This window comes from Cryptosporangium minutisporangium (assembly GCF_039536245.1).
In the GTDB taxonomy this organism is placed as follows: Bacteria; Actinomycetota; Actinomycetes; order Mycobacteriales; family Cryptosporangiaceae; genus Cryptosporangium; species Cryptosporangium minutisporangium.
This window is the reverse complement of the sequence record NZ_BAAAYN010000039.1, coordinates 16,261-41,899: the sequence shown is the minus strand read 5'-3', so window position 1 is coordinate 41,899 and position 25,639 is coordinate 16,261. Positions and strand designations below refer to the sequence as shown.

Sequence of the window (25,639 nt, the reverse complement as noted above, 5' to 3'; positions counted from 1 at the left end):
TCACAGCCCTCCGACGTACGCGCCGGGGCGGAAGATCCGCGCCGGGTCGAACCGTGCTTTCACCCGCCGCATCACGGCCTCCGCGCCCCCGTCGACGTCCGGCCAGGGAGACGGCACGCGATCGCCGCCGTCGAGTACGACGACCGCCCGCGGCGCAAGCGCACGTCGCACGGCGTCGACGGCGTCCGCACCGCCGCCGGGCGACAGCGCGAGCCAGGCCGGGCCGAGCGCCGCCCGAGCCACCACCGACGCTCCGACCTGGTCGGCCACCCGGACGACCTGCGCGAGGTCGGCCGGGCGCGCCGAGACCTTGAGGACGACGCCGTCCGCCGACCGCTGTCCGGCCCGCTGGGCGTCCCAGAGCGCCTCGTCGTCCTCGGCCACCGCCGCATCGCGCGCGCCGGGCAGCCCGGCCAGCAGCGTGGCGACCGACCTCGCCTGGTCCGAGGCCGTCACGCCGCCGAACCGCGCGAGCAGCCGGCCGGCGCCGGAGCGCCACTCGGCGTCCAGACAGAGTGCCTCGAGTGGATGGCGGGACAGCTCGGCCGCGGCCCCGGCCAAGGCGGACGGGTCGACGAACCGGGCAACGGCCGTAGCGGTACCGGACGGCAGCGGGTGCAGGCGGACCGCGACCTCGGCGACCAGCCCCAGCGTGCCGAACGAACCGGTGAACAGCTTGCCGAGGTCGTAACCGGCGACGTTCTTGATCACGCGCCCGCCGGAGCGGGCGACGGTGCCGTCGGAGAGCACCAGCGTCACGCCGATCACCAGGTCGCGGACGCCGCCGTAGCGGTGGCGCGCCGGGCCGGAGTCCGCGGTCGCGACCAGCCCGCCGATCGTTCCACCGGGCGACGGATCGATCGCCAGCCACTGCCCGGCCGACGCGAACACGTCCTGCGCGTCCGCCAGCGGGACACCGCACTCCAGAACCGCGGTGAAGTCGCCGGGGTTGTGTTCCAGCACCCGGTTCAGCCCTGCGGTGTTCAGCTCACGGGCGGCGGAGTCGCCCCCACCCCACCCGGCCCGGCTACCGCTGCCCACTGGACGCACCGCGGTACCGGCCGCGCCCAGTTCTCGCAGCAGCTCGGCGGCCTCGGTGACCGACGACGGCGTCATCAGAACCGCTCCGCGAGCCCGGCGGCCTCCAGGGGATGCTGCCGGTACGGTCCGGGCACCTCGCCGCAGAGCCGTGGCGTCGGCATCACCTTGCCCGGGTTCGCCAGACCGGCCGGGTCGAATGCGCAGCGCAGCCGCTGGAACGCGTCCAGGTCCGCGTCGGCGAACATCTTCGACATGTGCTTGCGCTTGTCGACGCCGACGCCGTGCTCGCCGGTGATCGAGCCGCCGGCGTCCAGGCAGACGTCCAGGATCGCCCCGGCCAGCTCCTCCGCCCGCTCGGCCTCGCCGGCAACCCGGCCGTCGTAACAGACCAGCGGGTGCAGGTTGCCGTCGCCGGCGTGGAAGACGTTCGCCACCGTGAGTTCGTAGGAAGCCGCCAGCTCGTCGATCCGGGCCAGCACCTCGGGCAGCTTGGTACGCGGAATGACGCCGTCCTGCACGAAGTAATTCGGTGAGACGCGGCCCATCGCCGGGAACGCGGCCTTCCGCGTCTTCCAGAACAGCGCGCGCTCGGCCTCGTCCCGGCTGACCCGGACGTCGTCCGAGCCGCACCGCTCGCACACCGCCACCACATCCGCGAAGAGCGAGTCGCACTCCGACTCGGCACCGTCCAGCTCGACCAGCAGCGCCGCGCCGCGCCCGACCGGGTAGCCGGCGTGCGCCATCTGCTCGGCGGCGCCGATCGTCACCGCGTCCATCATCTCGATCGCACCCGGCACCACCCCGGCGCGGACGATCTCCGACACCGCCTCGCCGGCGGCCCGGGTCGTGTCGAAGAAGGCGACCAGCGTCCGGACCGCCTCCGGCGACGGAACCACGCGCAGCCAGATCTTCGTCGCGACGCCGAGCGTCCCTTCCGAGCCGACGAACGCGCCGAGCAGGTCGTAACCGGGGGCGTCCAGCTCGACGCCACCGAGGCGCACGACCTCGCCATCGGTGAGCACGACCTCGCACCCGGTGACGTAGTTCGTGGTGAAGCCGTACTTGAAGCAGTGGGCGCCACCGGAGTTCTCGGCGACGTTGCCGCCGATCGAGCAGACCACCTGGCTCGACGGGTCGGGCGGGTAGAAGAACGCCGGCCCGACCGCCGCGGAGACCGCGGCGTTGGTCACGCCGGGCTCCACGCACACCCGTGCGTTGTCGAGGTCGACTTCCAGGATGCGGTTGAGCCTGGTCAAGACGATGAGGACGCCGTCAGCGACCGGAAGTGCGCCGCCGGAGAGGCCGGAGCCCGCGCCGCGAGCCACCCAGGGCACCTCCGCCTCGGCGCACCGCCGCACCACGTCGCGGACCTGCTCGGCGCTGCCCGGCAGCACCGCCACCCGGGGCAGCGCCCGGTACTGCAGCAGACCGTCCGACTCGTAGGTCCGGAGCTCGTGCGGGTCGGTGTAGGTCCACTCGGCACCGACGATCCGACGCAGGGCCTCGACCAGGTCCCTGCGGGCCGCGCTGACAACGCTGTCGCCGTCCCTGCCCATACCCGACCGTAACTCTCCCGCAGAGGGCTGGGTGGGTTTCCCGGAACTCAACTCACCGGTGCACGCTCCCCCAGAAGTACTGCTCACGCACGGGGTTTGTGAGGCTCGGAGTGGGTCCAGTCCTCGAGCAGCGTCCGCAAGCCGGTGACCAGCGAGAGCGGCTGGTCGATCATCACGTGGTGGGCGGCGATCGGGATCTCGATCACCGGCACCACCCGGCCGAGACGCTCGGCGATCCGCTCCCCCATGTCCGGCGGCACCAGGCCGTACTCGGCGCGGAACACCGCCACCCGGCACTGCGGCAGCTCCAACGGGACCGGGCGCGCGCGGCCGCGGAAGACGTTCGGGTCGAACTTCCAGGACCAGGTGCCGTCGAGCTCCTTGAGCGAGGTCGCGGCGATGTGCGCGTAGACGGCCGGGACGTTGCCGTCCTGCTCCGGAATGAGCTTGAACCGGCGGAGCGCGTCCTCGCGGGTGGGGTACCGCCGCAGCGGCCCGAACGCCTGCTGGGCACCGGCCGCCTGCTCCTCGGGCTGGTCCTCCCAGAACGGCGTGTCGATCGCGACCGCACCGGCCATCTCGGCGCCGCGGAGGCGGGCCGCGGTGATCGCCACCATGCCGCCCATGCTGTGGCCGATGACCAGCGGATCCGGGCCGGCGCCACCGTGGGCTGCGGCGGCTAGCACCTCGTCGGCCCAGCAATCCATCCGGTACTCGTCCCGGCGACCGCTGTCGCCGTGGCCGGAGAGGTCGAGCGCGACGACGCGGCGGTCGGCCGCGAGGAATGGGGCGATGTGGTCCCACCAGCGGCTGTGTGCGGCGCCGCCGTGCACCAGGACGATCCCGCCGGTGTCCCCGGGCTTGCCCCAGGCGCGGTAGTGGATCGGCACGCCGTCGACGTCGACGACACCGAGCTCCGCGGTCGCCGCGAGGGCCTCGGTGAACCAGGCCGGAGCGTCGTCGCTCATCTTTTCTCCCTCGGTCCGGTGGGTTCCCCCACTCAACCATTCGCTCCCGCCCCTCGGCGTACCCACCCACGTCGGGTACGCCACACCACGCCACGCGGAAACGGCTCGCCCTTGATTAGAACCTGTTACAGTTCCGCGCATGATTCTGGACCGGTTCCGGCTCGACGGCCGGGTAGCGGTGGTGACCGGCGCCGGGCGTGGCATCGGCGCGGCGACGGCGGTCGCGCTCGCCGAGGCCGGCGCGGACGTGCTGATCACCGCCCGCACCGAGGACGACCTGCGAACGGTGGCCGAACGCATCGCCGCCACCGGGCGCAAGGCCGAGGTGGTCGTCGCCGACCTGAGCGACCTGGACGCCGTGCCGCCGCAGGCCGAGCGGGCGGTCGAGGCGTTCGGGCGGCTCGACCTCGTCGTCAACAACGTGGGCGGCGAGATGCCGCGGCCGTTGATGAAGACCAGCGTCAAGCGCCTGGAATCGGCGTTCCGGTTCAACGTCTCGACCGCGCACGCGCTCACCACGGCCGCGGTCCCCGCGCTGCTGGAGGACGGCGGCGGCGCGATCGTCAACATCTCGTCGGTGATGGGGCGCCTCCCGGCCCGCGGGTACGCCGCCTACGGCACCGCCAAGGCGGCGCTCGCGCACTACACCCGGCTGGCCGCCGCCGACCTGGCGCCGCGGATCCGGGTCAACGCGATCGCGGTCGGTTCGGTCGCCACCTCGGCGCTAGAACTCGTTCTCGACAACGACGAGCTGCGCACGACGATGGAGCAGAACACACCGCTGCGCCGGATCGGTGACCCCGAGGACATCGCCGCGGCGGTCGTCTACCTCGCCTCACCGGCCGGGAGCTACGTCACCGGCACGGTACTGGAGGTCGACGGCGGCCTACCCGCCCCCAACCTCGACCTCGGCCTGCCAGACCTCTGAGTTCCGGGAGACGCTCATGCCGTACCGGGTAGTGCAATGGAGCACCGGGAACGTCGGCCGGCACACGATCGCCGGCATCGACGCCAAGCCCGATCTGGAGCTGGCCGGCGTCTGGGTGTCCAACCCGGCGAAGGTCGGACGGGACGCCGGTGAGCTGGCCGGTCTCGGGCGCTCGCTCGGCGTCGCGGCCAACGGCGACGCCGATGCCGTGCTCGCGCTGGAGCCGGACTGCATCGTCTACACCGCGATGGCCGACGACCGGCTGCCGGACGCCCTCGCCGACCTGACCCGGTTCCTCCGGGCCGGGATCAACGTCGTCTCCTCCGGGCCGGTGTTCCTCCAGTTCCCGGACGGCGTGGTGCCCGCGGAGATGGTCGCGCCGATCCGGGCGGCGGCGGAGGAGGGCGGCGCGTCGCTCTGGGTCAACGGCATCGACCCCGGCTTCGCGAACGACTGGATGGCGCTGACGCTGACCAGCATCTGCGAGCGCATCGACGAGGTCCGCTGCCTGGAGATCCTCGACTACGCCACGTACGACAACCCCACGGTGCTCTTCGACATCATGGGGTTCGGCAAGCCGGTGGACGACGTGCCGATGCTGCTGCAGCCGGGGGTGCTGAGCATCGCCTGGGGCTCGGTGGTCCGGCAGCTGGCGGCGGGGCTCGGGGTGGAGCTGGACGGCGTCGAGGAGAGCTGGACCCGGCTACCCGCCCCGGAAGACTTCGACATCCCGTCCGGCCCGATCGGCAAGGGCACCGCGGCCGCGCTGCGCTTCGAGGTGCGCGGCATGCGCAACGGCCGCCCGGTCTGCGTCCTCGAACACGTCACCCGGCTGCGTCCGGACCTGGGCCCCGACTGGCCACAACCAACCGGCCAAGGCGGATACCGGGTCGTCGTCACCGGCGAGCCCAACTACACGCTCGACCTGCAGATGCTCGGGACCGACGGCGACCACAACACCGCCGGTCTGAAAGCGACCGCGATGCGGCTGGTCAACGCCGTGCCCGCGGTGATCGCCGCACCGCCGGGCCTGCTCACCGCGCTCGATCTCCCGCTGGTGACCGGCCGCGGCCTGGTCCGCCCCTGACCCGCCGACTGTTGGGATCCGCCGCGTCTCGTTGAACGTCGAGGTAGCTGACGAGCGCCACAGGGACCGGATGCCTTGCGTTGACCTTCGAGTTGTTCGAGCAGGTGCTGCCGTCCGCGTTCCGGTGCTCACCACGTTCGAAGATCGACGAGTACGTCTTCCAGGAATACGGTCAGCTGCGCGGAATCAACCAGCAGCTGCTCGCCGGCGCCCCGAGCCACGGCTACGGTGCGATCGGTCACGGCGGCGGGCACGGCTACGGCAACCGCGGGTACGACGGTCATGGGTACGGGGCACACCACGGCCACCGCACTCACCGCCACGGCGTGGGCGCGGTCGCCGGTGGCGCCGCGGCGGGCTTCGTCGGCGGCATGGTCGCCGGCGAGCTGATCGATGAGGCCGGGGATGCGTTCTTCGACGACGGGACGGCGGCGAGGACCAACTCCCGTGACACAGGGATGACTCCGCTGATCAGGGCACTCCCAGCTGGATGCCCAGATCGTCGTACCGGGAGAATGGCTGCGTGTCCGAGTGGCTGTTGATAATCCTGGGCCTGGTACTGGTCGCGGCCTGCGGCGTGTTCGTCGCCGCGGAGTTCGCGTTCGTCACCGTCGACCGGGGGGCGGTCGACCGTGCCGTGAGCAGCGGCAGGCGCGGCGCGGCGGGCGTCGACGGAGCGCTGCGGCAACTCTCGACGCAGCTGTCCGGCGCGCAGGTCGGCATCACGATCACCAACCTCGGGATCGGGTTCATCGCCGAGCCGTCGATCGCCGCCCTGCTGGAGGGGCCGCTCGGTGCAGCGGGTCTGGGCGACGCGGCGGTCACCGGAGTCGCGGTCGCCCTGGCGCTGACCATCTCGACGCTGGTCACGATGTTGCTGGGCGAGCTGGTGCCGAAGAACATCGCGATCGCGAAGCCGCTGGGCACCGCGATCGCCGTCGCGCCGCTCCAGCGGGGGTTCACCACCGCGACGCTGCCGCTGATCCGGGTACTCAACGGCGCGGCGAACGCCGTGCTGCGCCGCTTCGGTATCGAGCCGCAGGAGGAACTGCCCTCCGCCCGCGCGCCCGAAGAACTCGTCTCGCTGGTCAAACGGTCCGCCGCGCTCGGCACGCTGTCGGGCGAGACCGCTGAGCTGCTCGGCCGGACGCTCGTCCTCGGACGCCTCACCGCTGACGACGTGTTGACTCCTCGCAGCCGCCTGACCGTGGTGCACGCCGACGAGCCGGTCGCCGCGGTTCTGGCCGCCACCGGCCGCACCGGCCATTCCCGCTTCCCCGTCATCGGAGAGGACATCGACGACATCGTCGGAATGGTCCACGCCAAGCACGCCGTCGCAGTGCCGCGCGGCGAGCGAGCGCAGGTGCTGATCAGGACGGTCATGCAACCGCCGGTCGTCGTCCCGACCACCGCAGCCGCTGACGACTTGCTCCCTGACCTGCGCCGCGACGGACTGCAGATGGCCCTGGTCGTCGACGAGTTCGGCGGCACCGAGGGCATCGTCACCATCGAAGACCTCATCGAGGAGATCGTCGGCGAGGTCGCCGACGAACACGACCGCTCCCAGCCGGCCGGTATCCGACGCCGACCCGACGGCGGCTGGCACCTCTCCGGCCTGCTCCGACCGGACGAGATCCGCGAACGCACCGGCCTGCCGATCCCCGACCACCGCACCTACGACACCCTCGGTGGCCTGATCACCGTCCGGCTCGGGCGCCTCCCCCGCCAGGGCGACCGCATCGAAGTCGAGCGCCCGCCGCCCCTCGACTTCGACGACGCGGCACTCCCGGACCGCTACCGGCTGACCGTCGACCGGATGGACGGCCGCCGCGTCGATCGGGTGCTCGTCGAGGCCATCCCCGCAGAACCCACCGAGGAAAACGAATCGGCCGAGGGTGGGGACCGATGAGCGACTGGGCCGGGGTCGCCCTCACGGTCGCCCTCCTGCTGGCCAACGCGTTCTTCGTCGCCGCGGAGTTCGCGCTCATCTCCGCCCGCCGCACCGCGATCGAACCCCGCGCCGCCGCCGGCTCCCGTGCGGCCCGCACCACCCTGTACGCGATGGAACACGTCTCCCTCATGCTGGCCGGCGCCCAGCTCGGCATCACGATCTGCACGCTGGCCCTCGGCGCGATCGGTGAGCCCGCGGTGGCGCACCTGATCGAACGTCCGTTCCACGGTCTCGGCGTCCCGGACGACCTCCTGCACCCGATCGCCTTCACCATCGCGCTGCTGCTCATCGTCGGACTGCACGTCGTAATCGGCGAGATGGTGCCCAAGAACATCGCGCTCGCCGGCCCCGACCGCGCCGCGCTCCTGCTCGCTCCCGCGCTCGTTGCGGTGGTGCGCGGGCTCAAGCCGGTGATCGTCGCGCTCAACGCCGTCGCCAACGCGGTTCTGCGGCTCGTCCGGGTAGAGCCGAAAGATGAGGTGACCAGCGCCTTCACCCGTGACGAAGTGGCCGACCTCCTCACCGAATCCCGCCGTGCGGGGCTGCTCGAACCCGCCGAACACACCCTCCTGACCAGCGCATTGAGCCTCGACGAACGCACCGTCCGCCGGGTCGCGCTCCCCCTCGCCGACCTCGTCACCGTGCCCCGGACCTCGACCCTGGAACACGTGGAGGACACCGCCGCGCGAACCGGCTACTCCCGATTCCCGATCATCGACGAGGGCGGAACGCCGATCGGATATCTGCACCTCAAAGACGTCGTCATCGACACCGTCACCCACAACGTCCCGCACACCGCGACCATCCCCGACGACATCATCCGCGAGCTGCCCTCCATCCCCCCGGACGCCACCATCCGCGAAGGCATCGCCGCGCTCCGGCGTAGCGGCGCCCACCTCGCCCAAGCCCGCGACGCCAACGGAGTCTTCCTCGTCGCACTCGAAGACATGCTCGAAGAACTCGTCGGCGAAATCCACGACAGCGCACACTCGTGAGCTACGTGGCGGTGCGCCGTTCCGTCTGAACAACCATGGGTCATTCCACGCACGGTGACCGCACGGTCGTCCTGGAGTTCCAGTGAGTCGAGGCCGCCCGCGCCTGGTACGAGTCCGACGGGTACGCCAGGGCCAAGCCGCTCCGGCACGCCGCTGCCGAGACCAATGTCGTGATCGTCGCGGGCTTCGCGCCGCGCCCCTCGGCCTGAGCCCCTCCCTCCACTGCGGCTTGCTTGTCGCAGGTCCAGTGACGACCTCACGGCGGGACGTCGCGGACGATCGGATCCGGGAAGGCCTAGTAGCGTTCGAGCGGCGGCCCGTGCCGAGTTCGTCGATCGGCTCGGAGCTCAGGTCTACCCGGGCACCTGGCGCCGCGCCGAGGCTGGGTACTCCATCTGGCACCGCGCCGGCCAGAAGAGGATCTCCGTTGCGGCCGGGTCATCAGCCGGCGCCCGCATCTCCTCAACGCACCGGCTCTCGCCGAGGTGGCTGCCCACGGGGCCATCTCCTGACCGATCAAAGCGGCCGAACCGATTCGACGCGCGCCGACTATTGACGCCCAAGGCACCGTCTGCCACGGTGACTGAACCGCCACTAACGCGCGTTATCCAGCTAGTATCTGCACGTTCGAGAGCAGTGACGCATCACGGAAGGCGTCTCCGACGCCGCACGCCGTCGTGCCGAGGTCCGCCAGCCACCTCCGCATCGGCACCTCGTAACGACGTAGATCCGGTCGACGGGATGCACCGTCGGGGAAGAGGCGCCATGACCGACTTTGCTCGCCCTGGACGGACACCAACGATGCAGGACGTCGCGAGAGCTGCGGGTGTCGCCACTTCCACGGTTTCCCGTGCGTTCGCCCGTCCCGGCCGCGTCAGCTCAGAAACCGCACGCCGAATCCACGAGGCCGCGTCAGTACTGGGCTACCACGTCAACCCGATAGCCCAGGCGCTGCAGGCCGGCCGGACGTCGATGATCGCGCTCGTCATCTCCGACGTCACCAATCCATTCCACAACGAGATCATCCGTGGTGCTCAAGCCACCGCTGCGGAAGCCGGCTACACGCTGTTGCTCTCCGACGCCCAAGAGTCCAGTGCCCAGGAACGCGAGACGCTCGAACGAGCGGTGGCCGCCGTTGATGGCATCGTCCTAGCGACATCCCGGATGCCCGACTCGTCGATCCGCACGATCGCGAAGCAACGCCCGGTCGTCCTGCTCAACCGCGCACTGGTCGATGTCCCCTGCGTGGTCACCGACAATCCAGGCGGCGCGCGCCACGCCGCGGCCCACCTCGCCGAGCTCGGACACGAACGCGTGACCTACCTGGCGGGACCGGAGGCGTCCTGGGTCGATGGCATGCGGTGGCGGACACTCCGGGAAAACGCCCCCCTCCTCGGATTACACGCCCGCCGCCTCGGACCGTACGCACCCACCGTCGCCGGGGGGGGGGGCGCCGCCGCCGAGTTCGTCCACCACCCCACCAGCGCGGTCATCGCCTACAACGACCTCATGGCGATCGGCTTCATCCGTGCCCTCGCCGCACACGGTGCCCACGTTCCCCGCGACGTCAGCGTCATCGGATTCGACAACATCTTCCCGGCCGCCCTGGTTACCCCCGCGCTGACCACGGTGGCGGCACCCCTGCGCCACATGGGCCGGACGGCCGTCCACAATCTGCTCGCGATCGTGCGCGGCGCGCAGCCCCGCTCCCAGGAACCGGTGACGCTTCCGGCCCGTCTCGTCGTCCGGGCCTCGACCACCGCGCGCAGCCAGCAGCGATCGCTGCATGGACGAGACCTGATGACCGGCGCTCGCAGGTGACGTACACCGCGGAGTACCGCGAACTCCTCAGCCGCGACGGCGGCGATCGGCGGGGCGCTGGTGCCGGTACCTGGGGCGTGCTCTGCGGGACCACTCGGGAAACCTCGTCGGGGCGATCGGCGTCTCCGGGGACACCTTCGACCACGAGGAGGCCGCCGGGGTGGCCGCGGTCGGGTTACGGGCCCAGACCGACTAACCGGTGCGGCCTGCCTTCCACTCCGTGCTGTGGACCACCACGTACGGCTGGTTGGACAGATCGGGGTCGAAGCCGGGCACGAAGACCGGAGCGTCGTCGACGCGGCGAACCTCGGCGAAGCACATCAGCGGGTAGGAAGTCGCCGTGGACTCGGCCGGGATCGTCGCGGCGAATCCCTCGTCGGTACGTTTCATCTCGGCGCGCACGTAGTCCTTCGACTGGTCGACGTACCGGTAATACAGCGCCGCGCCCGATAGGTCGGCCACCCCCTCCCCCACCACCCGCACCACGAGCGGCTCGCTACGTACGAACGACTCGGGAACCTCGACGCGTACGCCACAGTCCCACCGGGTCTCGCGCCGAGCGGGCGCCGAGGCGAGTGCGGGGGGCGGTGCGGCGCCGGCCCGGTCGCGCTCCAGACGCAGCGCTCGCAGATCGTCGGCCATCGCGTCGAGGTTGGCCCCCCAGTCCGCCCACTCGGTCTCCGCCGGACCGAACGCCAGGCCGGGCCGATAGACGCCAGCAGTGACGTCGCGGACGCTTCCGTAGGCCGCGTGGGCCGCCTCCAGCAGCCGCACCGCCTCGTCGATCCTCGCCGGCTCGCCGCTCCGCAGGAAGAAGGCGTAGTCGACGGCCGCGCGGAGCTTGGCCGCGAAGAACCGACCGAGGCCGGCCAGTGCCGCGGCGTCGATCAGGGTCCGCTGCACTTGCGGGTCGTCGGTGTCCGCGTGCGTGCGGGCCCGTTCGGTCGCCGCCTCGCCGTCGGCGACGAATCGTTCGATCCAGCCGGCGACCTCGAGCGGTGTGTACCGTCCGGAGAGGGCGCCCGCGAGCGCGTCGTCGGCGTACTCACCGACCGCGTAGAAGAGGGCCGGGTCGAACGAGCCCACCTCGACCCAGTTGGGCGCACGGCTGTCGAACTCGTACGGCCGGGCTCGTACCCAGGCCGAGAGAGGCACGTCCCGGTAGGTCTCGGGTGAGTACACGTTGTTGCTCACGCTCGGCGCGTGCACCACGGTCACCAGCGGCAGGATCCGGCTCAGCGACGCCAGTGCCTGCTCGACGTCCGCCGCGGCGTCGCCGTAGTCCGCGCGGAGCAGCCGCTGCCAGGTCTCCGGCCGGGCGTCCGGGTCGTAGGTCAGCCGGCCCCAGAGCAGGTAGGTGTAGCGGTACTTGCGCCAGTCCGCGGCGCCGAGCCGGAGGCCGTCCCGCGCGTACACCTCGCGGCCGCCGGGCACGCCGCTGCCCTTGCGGCCCTTGAAGAACAACGGCTCGCTGAATTCCACGCCTCGCGAGCCGCCGAACGTCGCGTACCTGCCGTAGCCGGCAGCGAGAGCAGGATCGCCCCAGAGCAGCAGCTTCTGGGTGCCGGGCCACACCCGGAACATCACCTCGACGTCCCGGTCTTCGTCGAGGAAGTCGGCGTAGCCGTAGCGGGTGAACCGGCGGGTGAGTTCGGTGATGCCGATGAGTTTCGCCAGCTCGCCAAGGCGTTCCCGGCTGACCGGCAACGCGCGGTCGAACGCTCGGATCGACGCCTGGTGGTAGGGCAGGCCCAGGTGCTCTGCCCAGTACTTGAAAGACAGCATCGGCGTGAGATTCGGCTTCCGCGCGGCGTCGAGCAGCGCCTGATCGACGCCTTTGGCGTGCAGTTCCAGCGTGATCGGCCGGTCGGCGTCGGAGACGGCCCGGAAGATGCGTTCCCAGAAAACCTGGCGTTCGTTCTCGAAGATGCCGCCCTCGTAGTGCAGCCGGAGCGTCAGGCCGTCGATCTCCGGAATCTTCTCCAGCAGCATCCCGAGCGCGGCGGCGCAGTACTCCGCGTGGGTCTGCCGGGCCAGTCCGAGGACCGGATGGGTGTGTTCGGAGGCCCATCCGTAGTCGTAGGCATGGTTCCACAGGCCGAGCTGAAAGCTCAGGCCGCGGCGTCGGCATTCCCGGGCGATGAAGGCGAGCGCCGCGAAGTTGTCGTCCCGTCCCTGCTCGGACAGTCCTTGGACACGGACGCCGGAGCCGGGGACGTCGAGGAGGAAGGGGTAGGAAAAGCAGAGGTAGTTGTCCGTGGCGTGGCGGCCGGACGGGGTGCCGTAGTTGTACTGCATGCCCAGCGCCAGGTGGAACCGGTTGAACCGCTGTGCGGCCAGGAAATCGAGGTACTCGAGCCAGAACCGGCGGTCGCGGAACCACGGCAGGTCCTCCTCGACGCTGGAGAACGCCCGCGCGATCCCCCGGATCGGCACGGCGGGACGGTGCTGTTCCGGGCTCCCTGGCTCCAGCCCCGGACTTGCGGTGAGACGCTCCGCCAGCTCGGTGAGCGCATAGGCGAATCCCCGTTCGTCCGCCGCACTGATCACCACCCGCACGTCGCTCCTGGCCCAGAGGGTGTAGGACTCCGGTTCGTCCAGTGGGTCGGGCAGGCCTTCCAACGCCAGACGTGCGCCGTCGTCGGCGGCGATCAGCACGACGGTGAGGTCGCCGCGCCGTGGCGCGGCACTCCGCAGCCTGCCCACGGCCCAGGCGACCGTCTCCTGCTCGAGGACGGAGGACGTGCCGTCCACGGTGGGAGGGGCGCTGGCATCGAGCGAGGGCATGAACATCCTTCGACATGAGAGAGCGGGGTTGGGCGCCGGCGGTGCGTCAGGCCGGTCGGATGCGGACCACCTCGAACAGGTCGATGGTCGGCAGTTCGACGACGAGTGCGTCTTCGTTCCGTCGGACCGTCAGCTCGCGGCCGGCGACCAGGGCGGTGGCTCGTTCGTTTCCCGCCGCGCGGCGGAGGACGAGGTGGCCGCCGTCGATCGGGACGTGCGGCCCGAACGAGCGTCGCCCGGCCCCGGTCAGGTTGAGCAGGTGCACCACGTAGCCCTCGTCGTCGCGGCCGAGGATCAGCTCGACCTGCTCGGGCAGGTCCGCGGTCAGCTGGGCGTCGGCCATCGGCTCGGCCACCCGCAGCAGGTGGTCACGCACGTCGGTCTTGCCGAACTCCCGATAGGTGCGGCCGACGGTCCACGGGATCGTCGCGGTGGTGCCCTTCCCGTACCGGATCGAGGCGACCGCGGGATCTCCGGTCACGACGTGGCCGTAGCTGAGCTCCGGTGGCCCCCACGGAGCCTGCGCGAGTACGGATCCGGCCTTCGTCGCACCTGGCTTCCAGACATAGCGCGCGTTCGCCCCGAAGACCGGCACGACCGAGTCGACGAGTCGGAACTCGTCCAGGTGCGGCTGGTCGGCGAGTGTCGCGTACGTCGACCGGAGCGCGTCGCCGGAGGACTCCGCGCCGATCCGGCGCAGCGCCGGCGCGGCTGCGAGCTCGACCCCCCCGCCTGCGGTGATCGCACTGTTCCCGGTGGTCAGCACGTTGCCGCCCCGCTCGACGAACGCGTCGAGCACGCTTGCCGCCTCCGACCCGATCGCTCCCACGTTCGGCAGTAGGACGAGGCGGTAGTGATCGAGCGTCGCGGCTGGCAGCGCCCCGAGGGTGAGCACGTCGAACGGCAAGTGCCTCTGCTGCACCGCCAGGTAGGCTCCCCGGAACTCCTCGAGCATGTCGAAGTAGGCCGCGTAGCCGCCCTGTCCGAGCCCTGGCTTGACCAGCGCGATGGTGGCGGCAGGCCGCAGCGCCGCGTACAGGTCGTGATGCCGGCGGTGGAACCGGGAGACCTCTTCGGCCAGCGCGACGCTGTCCATCGGAACTCGCCCCGGTGCTCCGAGGAGATAGGTCGACGGATTCCCACCGCGAGCGATCGCCTGGAGCAGGTAGTGGGCCACCTGTTCCGGCTGCTCGGCTCCGAGGCGGTACGTCGAGTCGATGTGTGCGGCCGCATTGAGGATCAGCGGGGTCTGCGACCGCGTGGTGACATGGGCACTCACCGCCTCCGCCGTCGCGTGTGGCCAGAAGTCCTTGCCCGGGAAGTGCCGGAAGGCGTTGTTGCCCTCCTGGTAGCTGACCGTTCCGCCCCTGTTCAGGATCATCGCGAGGTCACGTCCGCGCGGGCGCACATGGTCGACGTACTTCCGCCCCAGCCCGGTCAGCGTCGCTTCGGTGTAGCGCCGCCACAGCCCGAAACCCGGGGACTGCTGGCCGTCGGGGAGTTCCAGTCCCCCGCTGAACTCGGCGAACCGCTTGACGCACACCCCGCAGTGGCAGGCACCGTGGACGACCTCGCTGTAGTCGCGCTCGTTGAAGTTGAACCAGTTGACGAAGAACCCGCCGACGTCGTAGCGGTCGAGGATCTCGTCGAAGATGTCCAGCGCCCGCTCCTGGTAGTACTCCGCGGACGGGCACGTGCTGTGCAGCGCGTGGTACACCTGCGGCTCGCCCGCGGCCGTGCGGAACAGCCAATCGGGGTGCTCGGCGGCGACGGACGCGGTGATCTTGGAGAGGTCGAGGCGGGCGATCACCCGCACACCGCGCCGGGCGGCCGCGGTCACGGCGTCACCCAGCAGGTCGCCCGAGGCTCGATCGGCGAGAAACGGGTTCCGCGCCTGGAACGGAAGCTCGGTCGGGTAGAACGCGCCGATCCCACCGGCGTTGAGCAGCCAGGTGTCCGCGCCGTGGCGTTCGAGGACGTCGAGCGCGGCCTCGACGTCCATCGTCGCGTCGATCTCCTGCAGGTTCGTCTGGAAAACCGTGAACGGCTCGTGCCACCTGCTCGGCATGGATGTTCTCCTGTTCAGGACGTGAGCCGTTGCCGCGCGGCCCGCCGTTCGGCCTGCTCGGCAGGGTCGGCGACCGGGGCGGCGAGGAGGAGCTTGCGCGTGTAGGGGTGTTCGGGGTCGAACGTCACAATCTGCGCCGGACCGGTCTCGACGACGTCCCCCCGGTAGACGACGGCAACCCGGTGGCTCACGTAGCGCACGACGGCCAGATCGTGGGAGATGAAGAGGTAGGCGACACCGGTCTGCTGCTGAAGGTCGACGAAGAGGTCGAGGACACGGGCCTGCGTCGACAGGTCGAGCGCGGACACCGGTTCGTCGCAGACGATGAGCTTTGGCTCCGGGGCGAGCGCCCGCGCGATCGCGACCCGCTGCCGCTGTCCGCCGCTGAACTCGCGCGGCAGCCGGTGGACCGCGTCGGCAGGCATCCCGACCCGGTCCAGGAGCATCCGCACGCGGGCGCGGGCGTCGCTTGCCCGGACGCCCTGCACGACGAGCGGTTCGCTCAGGATGTCGCCGATCGTCAGCGACGGATTGAGTGAGCTGTACGGGTCCTGGAAGACGACCTGGAGATCGCGAGCGATAGCCCGGCGCTCCTTGGTCGCCGCTCGGGTGATCTCTCGGCCGGCGAACCGGATCGTGCCGCTGCGCGCCGGCACGAGGCCCAGAACGGCGCGTCCGATCGTCGTCTTCCCGGAACCGGACTCGCCGACGATCCCGAGCGTCTCACCCGTTCCGAGCGTCAGCGAGACGCCGTGGAGCACGTCGACCGGGCGCGCGCGGAAGCCCCGCCCGGGGTAGCTGACGCGGAGGTCGTCGACCTCCAGCAGTGGTGTGCTCATGACACCTCGCTCCCGGCGGCGACCGGCGGATCGGCGCGAACGGTGTCACCGTGCAGGATCGAGCCGAGCAACGCCCGGGTGTAGGGATGGGCCGGGCTCCGGAACACGTCCGCGACGTCACCGACCTCGACGACTTCGCCCTCCTGCATCACCGCGATCCGGTCGCAGCTGTCGGCGACGACGCCGAAGTTGTGCGTCACGAGCAGAACGGCCATTCCGAGCTCTCGCCGGAGATCACGCAGTAGGTCCAGGATGTCGGCCTGGACGGTCACGTCGAGCGCCGTCGTCGGTTCGTCGGCGATGAGCAGCGCGGGCTCGCTCGCCACCGCGCCGGCGATCAGTACGCGCTGTGCCATTCCGCCGGAGATCTGGTGAGGGTAGGAGTCGAACGTCCGCTGCGGATCGGTGATGCCGACTCGCTCCAGCAGTCGGAGGATGCGTTGCCGCGCGTCGGCCCGCGAGAGGCCACGCGCGGACCGAAGTCCCTCGACCAGCTGCGCGCCGACCGTGAACGACGGATCGAGGTTCGACATCGGCTCCTGCGGCACGTACGCGACCACGCTCCCGCGAACCTTCCGTAACTCGCTCCGGCTCAGGCCGAGCAGCTCGCGACCGTTCAGGCGGATCGAGCCGCGGGTGACCACCGCCTCGGCCGGGAGGGCGCCGAGGATCGCGAAGGCGGTCTGGGTCTTGCCCGAGCCCGATTCGCCCGCGACGCCGACCGTCTCGCCGGCACCGACGGTGAACGACACTCCGCGGACCACCTCGTGCAGTTCTCCGGACGGGCTGGGATAGGCGATGCCCAGGTCGTCCACGGTGAGCAGCTCGGACGAGTCCTCGTCCGGCACCGTGGCGACCGTCGTGCGCATGGCCGACGTCCTGCGCTTCGCCGGCTTGGGGCGCGCGCCTTCGAGGGCGTCGCGGAGGGCGTTGCCGAGCAGGACCAGCGATGCCGTGATGAGGCCGAGCAGGAGACTCGGCCAGGCGAACTGCCAGGCGTCGACGTAGAGGTTGCGGAACCCCTCGGCGATCATCGCGCCGAAGCTCGGCACCGTGCTGGAGCCGACGCCGAGGAAGGCCAGGCCGGATTGGACGCCGATCGCCGAGCCCATCAGGAACGCCGCAGCGATGATGATCGGACCGCGAACGATCACGAGGACGTGTCGTCGGAGGATGCGGCTGCTGGGCAACCCGGAGACGCGCGCGGCGTCGACGTACAGTTCGTTCTTCACCGCGACCACCAGGTTCCGCACGATGCGGTAGACGGCCGGGGAGAGCAGCACTCCGAAGATCGCCATCGTCACCCCGACGTCGCCGTCGGTGACCGGCATCAGCACGATCAGCAGCAGCAGCCCGGGGAACGTCATGATGAGGCTGAACAACCACTCGGTGAGGCCTCGGACGTATTGGTTGAAGTATCCGCCGATCAGCCCGGCCGACACTCCGACCAGGAGCGCGACGCTGGTTCCGATCAGCGCCGCGAGCGCGCTGGTGCGGATCGAGTACAGCAGGCGAGCGAAGATGTCCCGGCCGCTCTGGTCGGCGCCGAGCAGGTAGCCGGGTGTCCCCACCTCGGCGTTGACGGCATCGAGCGATGCGTCGTTCGGACCGTGGTCGGTGAGGAGGGGCGCGAGCAGGCCGAGGAGGAGGACGGTCAGCAACAGCCCGCCGGTGATCACCGCCTGCGGATCCCGCAACAGCCGGCGCAACGCCGAGCGGCGCGGCGCGGCGGTCAGCCCTGGATCCGTCGTGAGGATTTCGACGCTCAATGGATTCTCGCTTTGGGGTTGAGCCAGCCGTTCACCAGATCGACCACGAGGTTGATGCTCACGACCAGCAGAACGCTGAACAGCGCGATGCCCATGATGATCGGGATGTCGCCCTGCAACGACGCGGAGAACGCGTAGGCGCCGAAGCCGGGCAGGGCGAAGACGTTCTCGATGATGAGCGCGGCGCCGAACATCTGCAGGAACTCGAACGAGAGCACGGTCAGCGCCGGTCCGGCCGCATTCCGTAGGGCGTGGCGGTAGATCACCGACCGTTCCGGAATTCCGCGGCAACGCAGCGTGCGCACGTAGTCCTTACGGAGTTCGTCGATCATGCTGCCGCGGATCTGAGCCGCCATGTTCGCGATCCCGTTGATGACGAGCACGATCACCGGGATCGTGATCGTCTTCGCCCACTGCAGGGGGTCCTCGGCGAACGGCGTGAAGCCGGTGGCGGGCAGGAGCTTCAGGTTGATCGCCAGCACCAGCACGAGCACGATCGCGATCAGCAGGCTCGGCACCAGGTTGCCGATCAGCGAGACGCCCTGCGCCACCCGGTCGACGACCCCGCCGCGAGTCGCGGACAGGACGCCGAGCACCACACTGATCACGACGCTGATCAGCAGTGCGACGACGATGATCGAGAGCGTGACGCTCAGCCGGGCGGTCACCGCGTGCCTGACGTCCTCGCTGGTGAAGTACGACGTCCCGAAGTCACCGCGCAGGACGTGGCCGAGCCAGTCCAGGTACTGCACGAGCACGGCCCGGTCCAGACCCATCTCGGCTTTGCGGGCGTCCACCAGCTCGGGCGTCGCCGCCGGGCCGAGCACTCCGGCGACCACCCGGTCGAAGGACGTGCTCAGCAGCGCGAACGTGATCAGGGTGACCAGTAGCGCGAGGACGACGCCGGTCGCCAGCCGGCGGAGGACGTAGGTGATCACGGCCGGGAGCCGTCGAGGACGAGGCGTAGTGCGGAATGGTCGCGGTCGGCGAGTCCCGCGGCGACCGCCGCGTTCATCAGCTGGTGCACCATGCTCGCGGTCGGCAGCGCCACGTCGAGCTGGGTAGCCGCCTCCACGGCCAGCCCGAGGTCCTTGCGGTGAAGCCTGATCCGGAAGCCCGGCTCGAACTCGCCCTTGATCATCCGGGGACCGTGCACCTCGAGCACGCGGGAGGAGGCGAATCCGCCCATTAACGCGCTGTGAACGGCGACCGGGTCCACGTCGGCGGCCTCGACCAGCCGAAGTGCCTCGGCGACCGCCTCGATCGTGACACCTACCAGGATCTGGTTGGCGATCTTCGCCACCTGGCCGGCCCCGACGGCACCGACGTGCGAGACCCGGGATCCGAGGACGTCCAGGATCGGCCGGGCCCAGTCGACCGTCTCCGGGTCACCACCGACCATGATCGAGAGCGTGCCCTCCCGGGCGCCGATCTCCCCGCCGGAGACCGGCGCATCCAGGTAGTGCCCACCTGCCCGGCCGACCCGCTCGGCCAGTTCCCGCTCCGCCGCCGGAGAGATCGAGCTCATGTCGATGACGAGCGTGCCCGGTTGCAGCGCGGACAGGACGCCGTCGTCGCCGCGCATCACCACTTCGACGTCGGGTGTGTCCGGCAGCATCAGGACGACGACGTCGCTGGCGCGGGTGGCGTCCGCCGCCGAGACCGCGTAGCGCACGTTCGTGCCGAGCAGCTCACGCGCGGCGGGCGTGTCGCGGTGGACGACCAGTCGGTGTCCCGCAGCGACGAGGTTGGCCGCCATCGGCCGCCCCATCACACCCATTCCGACAAAACCTATGTCCACGTCTGCTCTCCAACACTCTCGGCAGCCAGGGCGTTGGCCGTGATGAGCTTCGCTATCGTTTCCGGTTCGGCGATCGGGGCGAGATGGGCGACCGCCGGGAGGATCTCGACGTGGGCGTGCGGAATCGCCCGGGCGATCGCGTGCTGTTCGTCCGGCGGCGTCGCCGGGTCCTCGGCTCCACCCACGACGAGGGTCCGGGCGGTGATGCCGGGCAGGTCGGCGCGCACATCGGCCTCGGCGAGCACGTCGCACCCGACCGCGTAACCTTCGCGCGGCGTCGACCGCAGCATCTCCGTGGAGGCCCGCACGGCCTCCGGCCGACGGCTCCGGAACTCCGTGGTGAACCAGCGCTCTATCACCGCGGGCACGATCGCGTCGAGGCCGTGTTCGCGGACGGTGCGTGCTCGCTCGGTCCAACTCCGTCGATCGAGCGCGGCGGCGCAGCACAGTGCCGTCACCGAAGCGACGCGGTCGGGAACGCGGCTCGCCGCGCGGAGAGCGATCATGCCGCCGATCGAGATTCCAGCGAGGTGGACCCGTGCGACGCCCCGCCGATCGAGCACACCGAGCAGGTCGTCAACGAGATCGTCGAGCCCGGTGGTCGGCCGCACCGGTGCGTTACCGTGCCCGCGTTGGTCGTAGCGCAGCACCTCGAACGACTCGGCCAGCCGCGGAACGACGCGGTCCCACATCGCGGCGGTGGTGCCCAGCGAGTTCAGCAGGACGATCGCCGGCCTACCCGGTGACACCGAACGTCCTGACGCTAGAGAGCAGGCCTGCGCCGTTGCCCAGGTACTCGATGCCCGACTTCGTCACCCAGTTCGCGCTGATCGAGAAGATCGGCGCGAACCACGCATCGTCGACGACGTAGGCGTTGATCTGCTGGTAGATCCCGGCCGCCTGCTCGGGGTCGGTGACAGTGCTCGCCTTGTCGATCAGCGCGGCGAGCTCGGGGGTCTTGTACTTGAAGGGGTTCTTCGACCCGTCCGGAGCCAACTTGAGCGTGATCGTCCGTGGTGTCGGCGTCGTGCCGGCCATGTTGAAGTAGACGGCGTATTCCTTGGTCTGCCCGGAGTCCTGAGGAGGCACCGGCTTCCAGTTCACCGTGATGCCGATGTCTCCCAGCGACTGCGTGATCGTCGGCTGCAGGATCTGGGACACCACGGTCGCGGGGATGGTGAGGCTGAATCCGGCCGCGTAGCCGGCCTCCGCGAGGAGCTTGCGAGCGGCGGCGGGGTCGTACGGGTACTTCTTGTCGAGCGCCGGATCGAATGCGGGCGACTGCGGGGTGAAGATCTGCGTGGTGGGCTGTCCGAGACCACCGATGATCTTCTCGACGATCTTCGATCGGTCGAATGCCATGTTGATCGCGCGCCGCACCCGCACGTCTCCCAACGGCTTGGCGAGCGTACCGGCCCGGTCGTTGAGGTCGAGCGTGGCGATCGCGACTCCCTCGACACGCTTCAGCTGACGGCCCGCGCCCTTGACCGCCCGGGCCTGGCTCGCGTCGACGGTGCCGGCGTCCAGCTCACCGGAGAGCAACGCGTTGAACAGCGCGGTGCGGTCCGCGATCACCCGCACCGTGAGCGTCCGGAACGGGTACGCGTCGGCGTTCCAGTAGTCGTCCCGCCGCTGCAGCACGTACCTGGAACCGTTGACCGTCGCTTTCCGGTCCAGCACGTACGGGCCGGAACCGACGGGATCCAAAGTGGTGCGGGGCGTGTTCAGCGTTTTGGGATCCCCGATGACACCGGCACCCTGACTCAGGGAGATCAGTAGGCTCGAGTCCGGGCGCGAGAGACTCAGGACGACCGTACGCTCGTCGGGCGCCTCGACCGCCGTCACGGCCTCCAGGTTGCCCCGCTGGGAGCCCGCGCTGGCTATCGTGTGTTCGAGCGTCGCCTTCACCGCTGCCGCAGTGACGGTGTCTCCGGACGAGAACGTCATCTTGTCGCGCAACTTCAGGGTCAAGGTGCGCGCGTCGTCGGAGTACTTCCAGCTCTCCGCAGCGTTGGGCTGCAGTTTGCCGTCGTTGTCGATGTGGAGCAACGTGTCGTAGAGCGCCGACCAGACATACGCCTGCTGACCTTCCAGCAGATCGGCCGGATCGAAGCTGTTGATCGGCGCCTGCATGCCGATCGTGATGCTGGCCGCCGATTCGGAGCCGGAGTCGGAGTCGGGATCGCTGCAGGCACTAGCTGTCAATAACAGCGCGGCGGCACCCACCAAAACGGCACGGCGAACCGAGCGTGAAAGAATCTTCATTTGCCTCACTACACCTTTGTGGTGAACGCAACGGATAGGGGGTTCGTCAGGCGCCACGATTTCGCGTATAGACGTCACGTTCGGTCAACGCATTCAGCAGTGGCTCGCCGGCGCGATAACGCCGCACGTTCTCGACGATGACGTCGATCGAGCGTTGCGTGCGATCGGGCACGGCCGGGGTCATGTGCGGCGTGATCAGAACGTTCGGCGCGTCCCAGAGGGCCGCGTCCGGAGGAAGCGGCTCGGGATCGGCGACGTCGAGGCCCGCACCGGCGATTTCTCCGCTGTGCAACGCCTTCACCAGCGCATCCTGATCGATGACCGCGCCGCGGGCCAGGTTGATGAGGACGGCGGTGGTCTTCATCGCCGCGAACTCGTCGGTGGAGAAGAGATGATGGGTCGCGTCGGTCAGCTGGGTGGCGAGCATGATGACGTCGGACTCCGCGAGAAGCCGATCCATCGTGTCACCGTCGTCGGCCGACAGCATGACGTCGACGTCGGGCGCGACCTCGGCGGACCTGCGTCGATAGACGATGACGCGCATGCCGAAGGCCTGACCGAGGCGGGCCATTTCCTTGGCCGTGTGCCCGAATCCCACGATGCCCAGCGTCTGGCCCCAGAGCGCGTGCTTGTGTTCGAAGCCTTCGATGCCGTGCCAGCGGTGTGCGTCCTGCATCTCCAGCAGTCGCCGGACGTCGAACCTCAACGCGAGCGCGAAGTAGAAGCCGTGTTGGGCCAGCGCCGGAGCAGAGCGCCCGGCCGAGCCGGTGACGAGTAGCCCTCTCTCGAACACCTCGGGCACCGCGGATCGGGTGAGGCCGGAATGATCGCAATGCACCCACCGCAGACGCGGCGCGTCCAGGTGCCGTCGATCGAGGTCGCCCGAGATGATCGCGACGTCCGCGCGCTCGAGGGCTTCGGCAATTCCGGCCGCATCCCAGGGCGCCCTCTGCACGAATTCCGCCGGAGCGACTGCACGCCGCAGTTGTTCGAGCTCCTCCGCCTCGAACGTGACCGTCGCGAGAACACTTTGAATCTCCCGTTGCCGGTCTTCACCGTGCATACGCCCGAACTCCTTCGTTGAGCGAACCGAGCAGGCGCTCAAATTCACACGGGTCGACGAATGCCGTCAATGATTTGCCATCTCTTGCCGCCCGGTCCGAGCGCGCCCGCAGAATGCGAGCAATCGTCGCTGGCCGAATTGGCGACGCCGTACGATGCCAGTGCGATCGACGACCGCGTGCCGGCGGCGGGAGGTGAGGGTGTCCATGTCCAAGCGCGCGACGAGCGCCGATGTCGCCCGTGCCGCAGGCGTCTCGCGCACGACCGTCAGCTTCGTGCTCAACAACCGACCCGACCAGACGATCCCGGACGACACTCGTCGCCGGGTCCTCGACGCCGCCCGGCGCCTGGACTACCGGCCTTACGCCTCAGCACGGACGCTCGCCGCCGGGCGGAGCAGCGTGGTGTTGCTCGCGGTTCCCGCGCTTCCGTTGGGCTCGAACCTCGGTCGCTTCATCGAGGTCTTCGCGGGCGAGCTCAGCGGCTACGGGCTCACGCTGGTGACCCACCTGTCCGGTGCGCAGAGCCGTCCGTTGCCCGATGTGTGCGCCGCTCTCAACGCGTCCGCCGTCGTAGCACTGATGCCCGTCGATCACAGCGAGGTCGACGCCCTCCGCCGGGCCGGGGCGGACGTCGTGCTGTCGCAATTCTCCCGCGGCATCGACGGGCCGATGGGGCGCGTCGGCCGGGCGCAGGCCGAGCACCTGATCGCCCGCGGGCATCAATCCCTCGGTTATGCCATGTCCGTGCATTCCGAGACGCGTCCGATCGCGGAGGCTCGCCTGTCCGGCGTGATCGATGCCTGCGCCGAGGCCCAGCTGAACCCCCCGGTGGTCGTGGACGTCGACCTGGAGGTCGCCGACGCGGCTCGGGCCGTGGCGCACTGGCGGGAACAGGGTGTCACCGGCGTGTGTGCCATCAACGACGAGACTGCGATCGCCGTGCTGGCCGGACTACGGGAGCACGGGCTCGCCGCCCCGAAAGACCTCGCCATCATCGGAGTGGACGACATTCCCACCGCCCGCCTCACCGACCCACCACTGACCACCGTCACATTCGACGTGGTCAAGGCAGCACGTCGGCGTGCGCAAGCGGTCGCCGCCGCCCTCGCGGGCGAGGAGGTGGCATTCAGCGGCGGCTTCGACTCACGATTGCTCATCCAGCGATCGTCGACGTGATTCCGTTGGAGCGGATCGGCCGAAGGCCGAGTCACTGGTCCGCGCCGATCTCGAGCCTCTGTGTAGACGGGGTTGCTGATGTGCGGGGGATGCCCGCGCCGTCGAACGCGGCTTACGCTGCATAGTCGCTGAGACGGCATCCGCGCCCGCGGGAACGACTACCTGCTCCCGCGGCCCCGCTGGGTGCCGCGAACGTAGCGGCTCTCCACGGCTGAGGCGGCGAGCGCGCAGATCAGCGCGAGTGCGATCCAGCCGACGACGCCGCCGAGGATGCCGACGACGAGGCTGATGTACGCGCTCATGACGAGCAGGGCCGCCAGCGACCTGTCGCGGAGCAAAAAACGATGCCTGGGCACCCGGAGGATGTTGCACACATCGCGGGCTCCGGTGGTGGTGGCAGCGATCTGCGCAGCGACCGTGCGGGCCTCGGCCGTGGGCATGGTGCCGCTGAGGATGACGACGCCGGCCTGCGTCTGGATGGTGACCTGGCCTGGTCGTGTCCGGTCGTCGAGCAAGAGCCGCGCGAGGACGGTGGCGCTGATCTGCTCGTCAGGACTGAGCGGACGCGACGACTCGTCAGCCGGTCGAGAGGACGATCCGCTCTCTTCGGGAAACGGAAACGGCCAGTAGTACATACGAGCGCCTTCCGTCTGACGGACTCGGACAGGACCGTGCCGATCCCGGCCGGTCGGGCAACCGGTCGAGGTCGGAATGATCGGGTGGTCCGCCCGCGGCGGGGAGAGGACGGGCTGCAGGCGGACCACGTCGGTGATCTCAGCGGACGCCGGCACGCCGACTGCTGGTAGCGACCACGACGGCGACGCCGAGTGCGGCCAAGGCGATCTGCGCGATCAGCTCGACGATGCTGAACCCGTCGGTGTCGACGCCGGCCAGGCGAGCGATCGTGGTGCCGAGCAGCGCCGCGACGATGCCGATGACGAGCGTGAGCCAGAGGGGGATGCGTTGGCGGCCGGGAACGACTAGCCGTCCCAGGGCGCCGACGATCAGTCCGACGACGACGGCACTGATGATGCCGGTGATGGTCATTGCGGTGTGCTCTCCTCTCCGAGCACGGCGGACAGGGCGCTGGGACGTGCGTCGTGATCGCGTGGAACGACCGGCAGAACGCGGTCGAGGTGCGTGAGGCGGAGCATCCGATCGATTCGTGGCCCTGGGGCACGCAGCTCCAGACGTCCCTCCACCCGTCGCATCCGGCGGTGCAGGTCCACCAGGTAGGCGATCCCCGCGGCGTCCACCGCCGGGCACTGGCTCAGATCGAGTACGAGCACCCGTGGGGCGATCGCGAGGACCTCATCGACCCGCTCCCGGACCGTCGGCAGCTGGGCGCTGGTGATCGCCTCGCGCAGGCAGAGCTCGACGACGGGGATACCGACCTCGGGTCGTTCGGTCTGGAGAACGTCCACGTTCCCTCCCGGCTACTTTGTGTCTTCGGTTCGAGCTTCGCCGCGTCCTGTGGAGATCGCTTGGAGGTCGTATGACAGTTCCATGACAGTGCGCCCGGG

At 70.0% G+C, this 25,639-nt stretch carries 22 protein-coding genes and 1 pseudogene; 8 read left to right on the top strand and 15 right to left on the bottom strand.

Features of this window, described 5'->3' with window-relative positions:
• The 3 genes from ABEB28_RS27970 to ABEB28_RS27960 all read right to left on the bottom strand — a co-directional run bounded on the left by ABEB28_RS27970 (position 1) and on the right by ABEB28_RS27960 (position 3,565).
• A complete protein-coding gene (locus tag ABEB28_RS27970) occupies positions 1-1,116 on the bottom strand; it encodes an FAD-binding oxidoreductase (protein WP_345731214.1) in 1,116 nt (371 codons plus the stop codon).
• A complete protein-coding gene (locus ABEB28_RS27965) occupies positions 1,116-2,597 on the bottom strand; it encodes an FAD-linked oxidase C-terminal domain-containing protein (protein ID WP_345731213.1) in 1,482 nt (493 codons plus the stop codon). Before ABEB28_RS27965 ends, ABEB28_RS27970 begins: the two co-directional genes overlap by 1 nt.
• Before the next feature lie 83 nt (positions 2,598-2,680).
• A complete protein-coding gene (locus tag ABEB28_RS27960) occupies positions 2,681-3,565 on the bottom strand; it encodes an alpha/beta fold hydrolase (RefSeq protein ID WP_345731212.1) in 885 nt (294 codons plus the stop codon).
• Between the two features lie 139 nt (positions 3,566-3,704).
• On the opposite strand from ABEB28_RS27960, the gene ABEB28_RS27955 reads away from it, so the two are divergent.
• The 7 genes and pseudogenes from ABEB28_RS27955 to ABEB28_RS27925 all read left to right on the top strand — a co-directional run bounded on the left by ABEB28_RS27955 (position 3,705) and on the right by ABEB28_RS27925 (position 10,347).
• The gene (locus tag ABEB28_RS27955) at positions 3,705-4,493 is read left to right on the top strand and encodes an SDR family oxidoreductase (protein WP_345731211.1); all 789 of its coding nucleotides are present in this window, start codon (positions 3,705-3,707) and stop codon (positions 4,491-4,493) included.
• A gap of 16 nt (positions 4,494-4,509) precedes the next feature.
• On the top strand, positions 4,510-5,580 hold the full coding sequence (locus ABEB28_RS27950) for an NAD(P)H-dependent amine dehydrogenase family protein (RefSeq protein ID WP_345731210.1): 1,071 nt from the start codon (positions 4,510-4,512) through the stop codon (positions 5,578-5,580).
• A gap of 80 nt (positions 5,581-5,660) precedes the next feature.
• A complete protein-coding gene (locus ABEB28_RS27945; protein WP_345731209.1) occupies positions 5,661-6,122 on the top strand; it encodes a hypothetical protein in 462 nt (153 codons plus the stop codon).
• Positions 6,104-7,489, top strand: coding sequence for a hemolysin family protein (locus tag ABEB28_RS27940; protein ID WP_345731208.1), 1,386 nt, complete (start codon positions 6,104-6,106; stop codon positions 7,487-7,489). Before ABEB28_RS27945 ends, ABEB28_RS27940 begins: the two co-directional genes overlap by 19 nt.
• Positions 7,486-8,526, top strand: coding sequence for a hemolysin family protein (locus tag ABEB28_RS27935; protein ID WP_345731207.1), 1,041 nt, complete (start codon positions 7,486-7,488; stop codon positions 8,524-8,526). Before ABEB28_RS27940 ends, ABEB28_RS27935 begins: the two co-directional genes overlap by 4 nt.
• 98 nt (positions 8,527-8,624) lie before the next feature.
• Positions 8,625-8,735: pseudogene (locus tag ABEB28_RS27930) on the top strand (DUF1330 domain-containing protein); the annotation flags it as partial.
• 556 nt (positions 8,736-9,291) lie between these two features.
• Positions 9,292-10,347 (top strand): LacI family DNA-binding transcriptional regulator, encoded by a 1,056-nt coding sequence (locus tag ABEB28_RS27925; RefSeq protein WP_345731206.1) that lies wholly within the window; start codon positions 9,292-9,294, stop codon positions 10,345-10,347.
• 192 nt (positions 10,348-10,539) lie between these two features.
• Here ABEB28_RS27925 and ABEB28_RS27920 read toward each other — a convergent pair whose 3' ends face one another.
• From ABEB28_RS27920 to ABEB28_RS27880, 9 genes are read right to left on the bottom strand one after another with little or no spacing between them, the layout of a single operon-like run.
• Positions 10,540-13,134, bottom strand: coding sequence for a hypothetical protein (locus tag ABEB28_RS27920; RefSeq protein WP_345731205.1), 2,595 nt, complete (start codon positions 13,132-13,134; stop codon positions 10,540-10,542).
• Between the two features lie 46 nt (positions 13,135-13,180).
• Positions 13,181-15,202 (bottom strand): beta-galactosidase trimerization domain-containing protein, encoded by a 2,022-nt coding sequence (locus ABEB28_RS27915; RefSeq protein WP_345731204.1) that lies wholly within the window; start codon positions 15,200-15,202, stop codon positions 13,181-13,183.
• A 14-nt stretch (positions 15,203-15,216) separates the two neighbouring features.
• Positions 15,217-16,041, bottom strand: a complete 825-nt coding sequence (locus tag ABEB28_RS27910) for an ATP-binding cassette domain-containing protein (protein WP_345731203.1) — start codon at positions 16,039-16,041, stop codon at positions 15,217-15,219.
• Positions 16,038-17,810, bottom strand: a complete 1,773-nt coding sequence (locus ABEB28_RS27905) for a dipeptide/oligopeptide/nickel ABC transporter permease/ATP-binding protein (protein ID WP_345731202.1) — start codon at positions 17,808-17,810, stop codon at positions 16,038-16,040. Before ABEB28_RS27905 ends, ABEB28_RS27910 begins: the two co-directional genes overlap by 4 nt.
• On the bottom strand, positions 17,807-18,748 hold the full coding sequence (locus ABEB28_RS27900) for an ABC transporter permease (protein ID WP_345731201.1): 942 nt from the start codon (positions 18,746-18,748) through the stop codon (positions 17,807-17,809). The genes ABEB28_RS27905 and ABEB28_RS27900 overlap by 4 nt, the downstream gene beginning before the upstream one ends.
• Complete coding sequence (locus ABEB28_RS27895) at positions 18,745-19,611, bottom strand: NAD(P)-dependent oxidoreductase (RefSeq protein WP_345731200.1); 867 nt, start codon at positions 19,609-19,611, stop codon at positions 18,745-18,747. Before ABEB28_RS27895 ends, ABEB28_RS27900 begins: the two co-directional genes overlap by 4 nt.
• Positions 19,602-20,360: an alpha/beta fold hydrolase gene (locus ABEB28_RS27890; RefSeq protein WP_345731199.1), complete on the bottom strand. Its 759-nt coding sequence runs from the start codon at positions 20,358-20,360 to the stop codon at positions 19,602-19,604. Before ABEB28_RS27890 ends, ABEB28_RS27895 begins: the two co-directional genes overlap by 10 nt.
• Positions 20,347-21,933: an ABC transporter substrate-binding protein gene (locus ABEB28_RS27885; protein WP_345731198.1), complete on the bottom strand. Its 1,587-nt coding sequence runs from the start codon at positions 21,931-21,933 to the stop codon at positions 20,347-20,349. The genes ABEB28_RS27890 and ABEB28_RS27885 overlap by 14 nt, the downstream gene beginning before the upstream one ends.
• Positions 21,923-22,939 (bottom strand): D-2-hydroxyacid dehydrogenase, encoded by a 1,017-nt coding sequence (locus ABEB28_RS27880; protein WP_345731197.1) that lies wholly within the window; start codon positions 22,937-22,939, stop codon positions 21,923-21,925. Before ABEB28_RS27880 ends, ABEB28_RS27885 begins: the two co-directional genes overlap by 11 nt.
• Positions 22,940-23,144: 205 nt before the next feature.
• Between ABEB28_RS27880 and ABEB28_RS27875 the strand changes: the two genes are divergently transcribed.
• Positions 23,145-24,116, top strand: coding sequence for a LacI family DNA-binding transcriptional regulator (locus ABEB28_RS27875; protein ID WP_345731196.1), 972 nt, complete (start codon positions 23,145-23,147; stop codon positions 24,114-24,116).
• A 158-nt stretch (positions 24,117-24,274) separates the two neighbouring features.
• Here the strand turns inward: ABEB28_RS27875 and ABEB28_RS27870 are convergent, their stop codons facing one another.
• From ABEB28_RS27870 to ABEB28_RS27860, 3 genes are all read right to left on the bottom strand, one after another.
• Positions 24,275-24,751, bottom strand: coding sequence for a BON domain-containing protein (locus ABEB28_RS27870; RefSeq protein ID WP_345731195.1), 477 nt, complete (start codon positions 24,749-24,751; stop codon positions 24,275-24,277).
• Between the two features lie 139 nt (positions 24,752-24,890).
• Positions 24,891-25,163: a GlsB/YeaQ/YmgE family stress response membrane protein gene (locus tag ABEB28_RS27865; protein WP_345731194.1), complete on the bottom strand. Its 273-nt coding sequence runs from the start codon at positions 25,161-25,163 to the stop codon at positions 24,891-24,893.
• Positions 25,160-25,540, bottom strand: a complete 381-nt coding sequence (locus ABEB28_RS27860) for an STAS domain-containing protein (RefSeq protein ID WP_345731193.1) — start codon at positions 25,538-25,540, stop codon at positions 25,160-25,162. Before ABEB28_RS27860 ends, ABEB28_RS27865 begins: the two co-directional genes overlap by 4 nt.
• Between the last annotated feature and the right edge of the window lie 99 nt (positions 25,541-25,639).

What these genes read in the sequence shown, in the direction of transcription:
- ABEB28_RS27970 (WP_345731214.1), bottom strand. Translation starts at nt 1,116, where the DNA reads ATGACGCCGTCGTCGGTCACCGAGGCCGCCGAGCTGCTGCGAGAACTG.
- ABEB28_RS27965 (WP_345731213.1), bottom strand. Translation starts at nt 2,597, where the DNA reads ATGGGCAGGGACGGCGACAGCGTTGTCAGCGCGGCCCGCAGGGACCTG.
- ABEB28_RS27960 (WP_345731212.1), bottom strand. Translation starts at nt 3,565, where the DNA reads ATGAGCGACGACGCTCCGGCCTGGTTCACCGAGGCCCTCGCGGCGACC.
- ABEB28_RS27955 (WP_345731211.1), top strand. Translation starts at nt 3,705, where the DNA reads ATGATTCTGGACCGGTTCCGGCTCGACGGCCGGGTAGCGGTGGTGACC.
- ABEB28_RS27950 (WP_345731210.1), top strand. Translation starts at nt 4,510, where the DNA reads ATGCCGTACCGGGTAGTGCAATGGAGCACCGGGAACGTCGGCCGGCAC.
- ABEB28_RS27935 (WP_345731207.1), top strand. Translation starts at nt 7,486, where the DNA reads ATGAGCGACTGGGCCGGGGTCGCCCTCACGGTCGCCCTCCTGCTGGCC.
- ABEB28_RS27925 (WP_345731206.1), top strand. Translation starts at nt 9,292, where the DNA reads ATGACCGACTTTGCTCGCCCTGGACGGACACCAACGATGCAGGACGTC.
- ABEB28_RS27920 (WP_345731205.1), bottom strand. Translation starts at nt 13,134, where the DNA reads ATGCCCTCGCTCGATGCCAGCGCCCCTCCCACCGTGGACGGCACGTCC.
- ABEB28_RS27915 (WP_345731204.1), bottom strand. Translation starts at nt 15,202, where the DNA reads ATGCCGAGCAGGTGGCACGAGCCGTTCACGGTTTTCCAGACGAACCTG.
- ABEB28_RS27910 (WP_345731203.1), bottom strand. Translation starts at nt 16,041, where the DNA reads ATGAGCACACCACTGCTGGAGGTCGACGACCTCCGCGTCAGCTACCCC.
- ABEB28_RS27880 (WP_345731197.1), bottom strand. Translation starts at nt 22,939, where the DNA reads ATGCACGGTGAAGACCGGCAACGGGAGATTCAAAGTGTTCTCGCGACG.
- ABEB28_RS27875 (WP_345731196.1), top strand. Translation starts at nt 23,145, where the DNA reads ATGTCCAAGCGCGCGACGAGCGCCGATGTCGCCCGTGCCGCAGGCGTC.
- ABEB28_RS27870 (WP_345731195.1), bottom strand. Translation starts at nt 24,751, where the DNA reads ATGTACTACTGGCCGTTTCCGTTTCCCGAAGAGAGCGGATCGTCCTCT.
- ABEB28_RS27865 (WP_345731194.1), bottom strand. Translation starts at nt 25,163, where the DNA reads ATGACCATCACCGGCATCATCAGTGCCGTCGTCGTCGGACTGATCGTC.